6 protein-coding genes are annotated in these 5,631 nt (G+C 66.1%); 3 read left to right on the top strand and 3 right to left on the bottom strand.

Annotation, left to right across the window (positions count from 1 at the left end; genetic code table 11):
• Positions 1 to 799: hypothetical protein (locus HUK82_RS13985; protein ID WP_176614546.1), on the bottom strand; the 799-nt coding region annotated here is incomplete at its 3' end.
• Between the two features lie 70 nt (positions 800 to 869).
• Between HUK82_RS13985 and HUK82_RS17620 the strand changes: the two genes are divergently transcribed.
• The 3 genes from HUK82_RS17620 to HUK82_RS13970 are packed head-to-tail and all read left to right on the top strand — an operon-like array spanning position 870 to position 3,408.
• Complete coding sequence (locus tag HUK82_RS17620) at positions 870 to 2,345, top strand: LTA synthase family protein (protein ID WP_176614545.1); 1,476 nt, start codon at positions 870 to 872, stop codon at positions 2,343 to 2,345.
• Between the two features lie 38 nt (positions 2,346 to 2,383).
• The gene (locus tag HUK82_RS13975; protein ID WP_176614544.1) at positions 2,384 to 3,172 is read left to right on the top strand and encodes an ABC transporter permease; all 789 of its coding nucleotides are present in this window, start codon (positions 2,384 to 2,386) and stop codon (positions 3,170 to 3,172) included.
• Positions 3,173 to 3,213: 41 nt separating this feature from the next.
• Positions 3,214 to 3,408 (top strand): hypothetical protein, encoded by a 195-nt coding sequence (locus HUK82_RS13970; RefSeq protein ID WP_176614543.1) that lies wholly within the window; start codon positions 3,214 to 3,216, stop codon positions 3,406 to 3,408.
• Positions 3,409 to 3,418: 10 nt separating this feature from the next.
• Here the strand turns inward: HUK82_RS13970 and HUK82_RS13965 are convergent, their stop codons facing one another.
• Entirely contained in the window at positions 3,419 to 3,799 is a 381-nt protein-coding gene (locus HUK82_RS13965) for a histidine triad nucleotide-binding protein (protein ID WP_176614542.1), read from the bottom strand.
• 84 nt (positions 3,800 to 3,883) lie between these two features.
• Entirely contained in the window at positions 3,884 to 5,539 is a 1,656-nt protein-coding gene (locus tag HUK82_RS13960; RefSeq protein WP_176614541.1) for an ArnT family glycosyltransferase, read from the bottom strand.
• Positions 5,540 to 5,631 lie beyond the last annotated feature (92 nt).

The following is a 5,631-nucleotide window of genomic DNA, read 5'->3' as shown; positions in this document are numbered from 1 at the left end:
CCACGGGGCCACCGCGCCCAAGCGCCGCGCGGACGGCCCCGCGCGCGGACCGGCGAAACACGGCGTCGAGGCCCACGCTCCCGCAGAACTCGCGGATACGCCGGCGCTTCCACCAGGCGATACCGACCCAGACGGCGATGTCATGCAGTCGCGCCCAGGTCCGCCGCGCATCCTCGACGACTTGCACCATGTCGGACAGCGTCGCCGGGCCAGGGTGAAACGGGCTCCGCCACACGATCCCGTCGGCAAGCCATGCACAGGCCTGGGCATGAGACAGTGTCGTGGCGCGACCATCGGCCCCCAGCAGGCTGACAGGCCGACCGTATGCCACCCCCAGCAATGCCGCGTCGTCGCAGCCGGACGAAACGATGCGGGTCGCGCCGTCGACCAGCGCGTGCGGTTCGACACCGCGCAGGACAGTGCCGCCGAGCCGGGTGATCGCCGCGACGTCGGCACCCGGTTCCGCCAGCCCGAGCAGGTTTTCACCGGGCGCCATGTCCTGTGCGCGGTGCCACAGACATGTCGCCGCATCGGCGTCGGCGGGCAGCGAGACCAGCGTCCAACCCGCCCGGGCAAAAGCGGGCGGCACGGTGGCAGGCGCGCGCCAGAACGCACCGCCGATCCGCAGCGCGCGTATGCGTGCTAATGCCCGGGCGGCCTCGTCCGTCGCGGTCGTCCGGTCGCCCGAAGTCCGATCACCCGTCCGCCGTACCCCGAGGCAAGGCGACGTCCCCTTGCGTGATGGCGGCAGTTTCAGCAGAACGGAGCCGTCTTCCGGCAACTGTGACGCAGATGTCATCGACGCCCAGCCTTACCCAGTTTCCCTGTCCAGAGAAAGACACCGTTCGGTCCATGTCCCGTGTCCCTGTGTGCCGTCTGCCGTGATCGCCGTGCTGATCGCGGCTGCGCTGACCGTCGTGCTGGCGGATCTGGCCGAACGCATGGTGGCGCCCGCGGCCCTTAAACGGGAGGGAACCGTGCCGCGGGCTCTGCTGGTGCTGGCGGGGTTCGGGGTGGTTCTGGCCGTGACGGGCGGTGCCTTTCTCTCCGTGATGGCGGTCGATCTGCTGGTACTGTTGCTTCTGGTCGTCTCGATCCTGAAGGCGCGCGCCCTTGGCGAGCCGCTGGTGATGACCGATCTGGCCGTCGCGGCGTCATTTCTGCGGTATCCGCGCTTCTATCTGGCGGCCGTCCCATGGCCTGCCCGCTTTGCAATGCCGCTTTGCGCGGTGCTCATGCTGCTTGTGGCGCTGCGCGGGGTGTCGGGTGCGTGGCGTCCCCATGCCGAAGGGTGCGTGCTCGCCCTGGCCGCGACCGTGGCGTTGTGGTGGCTGTGGCGGGTCCGCTGGCGCGACAGGTTGATGACGACACCCGACATACGGCGCGACAGGGCGCGCTTCGGTATCCTGCTGACGCTGGCGGTCTATACTATGCGCTGGCGGGCGACGGTCGATCCAACGCCCCTGTCGCCCGTCGTGCCGTGGAGCGCCGGTTCTCCGCCCCTGGTCGTCATCGTGCAGTGCGAGTCCTTTGCCGACCCGACAACGCTGGTGCCCGGACACCCGCGACCCGCCTTACCGGCGCTGGAACGACTCCGGCGTCAAGCCGATCGTCACGGCGCGCTGGCCGTCAGCGGTTTCGGTGCTTACACTATGCGCACCGAATACGGCGTTCTGGTCGGACGGGACGAGGCGTCTCTCGGGTTCCGGGCCTGCGATCCGTTTCTGACCGCGCGGGGAGAGGCCTCTTTCGCGCTGCCGCGCCGTCTGGGCGGCGTGTATGCGCACCGTGTGTTCGTCCATCCGCACGACCTGCGCTTCTATGACCGGGAGAGGCTGATGCCCGCGCTCGGCTTCACGACACTTGTGTCTCCCGAGGCCTTCTCCGCGTCCGTGGCGCACGGGCCCTATATCGGGGACCGGGCTCTGGGCCGGTATCTCTGCGATCGTGTGACGGCCGCGCGGGAGCCCGAACTGATCTACGCGGTGACGATGGAAAATCACGGTCCATGGTCTGCCGGTCGTGTGGGCGCGGCGGACGGGCTAGGGGCCTGGGAGGCCCATGCGCATAACAGCGACGCTCTACTGGACATGCTCGATACGGCGCTGGTCGCTGCGCAGCGGCCGGCACTGCTGGTGTTTTTCGGCGATCACCGGCCGTCGCTGCCCGGCGTGACCGATCCGGGCGGCGACCGGGAGACGCCATTCGTCTTGCGCGCCTACCGGCCGGGGCGTGAGGACCGTGATGTCGCCGTTCCCGCAGAATGCCTGAGTCCCGCGGGCCTGCACCGGGCCATCATCGAGGCGATCGACGAGTTTCGGGTTGGTAATCGCGAGAACCCGTGAGACAACCGGGCATGATTTTCTGTGATGGCTGCTAAGGCATGAAATCCGACTCTCTCCCCGCCCTGTTCGCGCTGCAGGGGCGTGTGATCTGGGCCCTGATGATGCGCGAGCTTCACACGCGGTTCGGGCGCGACAACCTCGGCTTTCTGTGGATTGTCGGCGAGCCGATTTTGTTCTGTGCCGGTGTCGCGATTGTATGGAGCGCAATCCGACCTGCACACGAGCATGGACTGCCGACAACAGCCATTGTCATCACGGGCTATGTGCCCCTGACCATGTGGAGGCACAGTGTTGCCCGGTCCGTGTTGGCGTTCGAGGCAAATGGCAGCCTTCTGTTTCATCGGCAGGTTATCCCGCTCGATATTATTATCGCCCGCATTATCCTCGAAGTGGTGGGCACTCTATGGGCAGGTTTGCTTGTCGGCGGGGGTGCCATTATCCTCGGTTTCATGAAGCCGCCAGAAAATTACGGGCTTCTGTATCTCGGCCTCTTCTACCAGATTGCTTTCTGCTTTGGGTGTGCGCTGATTATAGCACCGCTGTCCGAGCGCAGCGAATTTGTCGAGAAATCGCTGACAATTCTTATGTACCTGTCGCTACCCCTCTCGGGAGCGTTTGCCATGGTCGACTGGATACCGCAGCATTATCGCTGGATTCTGCTTCTGTCCCCCAGTGTTGAGGGAATCGAAATGATCCGTGGAGGCCAGTTCGGCTATGTCGCGCGTGCGCACTATGACATCGTCTATACCACATGGATTAATTTTCTGCTCATCCTGATCGGGATCTCGCTGACACTGCGCGCGAAGAAATATATCCATATTCAGTGACGCCCCGCTGTACGGCGACGCTTGTGGCAAAGGACGGACCAATGCGCCTCGATGAACGCGACATGGAGCAGGAACGCTCGGAGGCGGGCGACGAAGCCGGCGCGCTGGCGCAGGAGATCATCAACCGTCTGGAGCGCGCGCTCAGTCATTTGCCGGAGGAGTCGCCCGCCTATGGCGATGTCGCGGCAGCCGCCGACCTGATCGACGCCCTGCAGACTGTGCTTCGCGCCAACTGACGCGACGACATCAGACGCGCGCGAGCATCGGCCCCAGCGCGCGTCCACCGAACAGATGCACGTGGAAGTGCGGCACTTCCTGTCCTGCGTTCTCGCCCATGTTGCTCAGAACCCTGTAGCCTTCTGAGTCCAGACCGAGATCGCGCGCGACCTGACCGACAAGCCGGGTGAAGCCGGCAATCTCCGTATCCGTGGCCCGCGCAGAGAAATCGGCCAGGGAGACATAGGCACCCTTGGGGATGACCAGCACATGGACTGGGGCGGCCGGCGCAATATCGTGAAACGCGAGCGCCACGTCGTTCTCAGCGACCTTGCGGCACGGGATGTCGCCGCGCAGGATCTTCGCGAAAATATTCTCCCGGTCGTAGGGACCGATGCCGCTGACGGCCATGACCAAGTACTCCTGCCAGACACGTGACGCATGTCACGGGCCATCCAGACCCGGTGGCGACTCCGCTGTCAAGGCGAGTGCCCGTCAGGGCGGCGTCAGTCCGTAGAGCCCGAGATCGAGGTGACGCCCGGTCGAATAATTGAGCCCCTGCACGCGCCCGTATTCGATGGGACGCAGCGAACGTTGTGCGAGCGAGCCCATGAACGCCGCCTCGTCCCGCCGGTCGACCAGTGCCAGACCGCAGGACGGGTCGTGCGCCAGAAAGGCGGCCGCCTCGACGGCATTGACCAGTTTCGTGTCCTGTCCCACCAAAAACACCAGACTGGGCTCGGAGTACGAGGCGGAGGCAACGGTCGTGGCCGGACATAGGCGATAGTCGTCGACCAGCGCGGCGACGCGCGGGCTGAGCCACAGGGTCTCAAGCTTGGGCAGAACGCCGACGAAAAGCCCTGTGTAGATCACGACGGCGGCGGCCATGACGCTCCACGCCGCTTCCCGGATGTGCTGTCGCCAGAACAGCCACGCCGCGATCAGGATCAGGGGCAGACTGCCGCCGGTCGCGATCAGGGCCGGAGCGGACACCACATGCTCCAGCCGCCACAACAGCACGGGCCCGGCGGCACTCAGCGCCAGCCCGACGGCCAGCCAGACCAGCCCATATGCCCCAAGCAACCCCCGACCCCAGAGAGAGGCCGGGCGGAAGCGCGTGCTGGGCAGTGTCGCGATGCAGGCGCCGGTCAGGATCGCGATCGCCGGATAGGTCGGCAATACGTAATGCGGCAGCTTCGTCGCGATCGCCTCGAATACCAGCCAGTGCGGCACGATCCAGCACAGAAGGAACCGCACCGGCGCCAGCATCCGACGATTGACGATGGCCGGTAGGGCCGCGACCGCGAACAGAGAGCCGGGCCAGAATGCAATGGCGAAGACGCCCAGATGATAACCGGGAGGCAGGCCATGGGCCTGCTGGCCACTGGCCACCTTGCCCAGAAAATTCGTCCCGACGGCGTTGGCGAAGAACTGGCCATGGCTGACGACGCCGATCGCAATACACCACGGCAGGACGATCGCGATCGCGATGAGCCAGCCCCACGCCGGGCGCAGGCGCGACCACCACGCCACACGTCGCTCCACCGCCGCAAGGGCCAGCGGCGTGCCGAAGGCCGGGATCAGGATCACGGGCCCCTTCAGCATCAGGCCGCACCCGATCGCACCCCAGTAGGTCAGGGCGGTCAGCACCGAGGTGGGGCGTTTGTGCTCCCGATCGACGAAGGCGCGAAGCAACGCGCATTCGACCAGCATCACCGTCAGAAGCAGCATCGAATCGATGGTCGCCATGCGACCCTCGGCGGTCAGCAGCACGCTGGTCGCCAGGAAACCGCCCGCGAGCAGACCCGCCGGGACGCCGAACAACACCGTTCCGGTCCGCACCGTCAGCACGACGACCGCCACCACCGCCAGCAGGGACGGGATCCGATAGGGCCAGGTGAGGTTCAGCCGCCGTACGCCGCTGGCCTTCACCGCCACGGCCTCCAGCCAGTAGATTCCGGCAGGCTGCAGGTAGCGCGGCTTGTCCTGGAAGCGCACGTCGACAAAATTGCCGCTGCGCAGCATCTGCGCGGTTGCTTCCATGTAACGCGGTTCGTCGCGGTCGAAGGGCGGCAAACTGGCCCGGCCCGGCAGGAACAGCGCAAAGACCAGAAGCGCCAGGGCCAGCATGTGGCGTGGTTTCAGTCCCATGATGATCCCTGTGGTCTGCGGCGACGGTGCGCGGTGCGCGTGGTCGAAGTGAGCGGAGCGGCCGCTGCGATCGGCGCGCGCCGACCGGGACG

The organism is Ameyamaea chiangmaiensis (assembly GCF_013376175.1).
In the GTDB taxonomy this organism is placed as follows: Bacteria; Pseudomonadota; Alphaproteobacteria; order Acetobacterales; family Acetobacteraceae; genus Ameyamaea; species Ameyamaea chiangmaiensis.
This window is presented reverse-complemented; position numbering and strand designations above follow the sequence as displayed.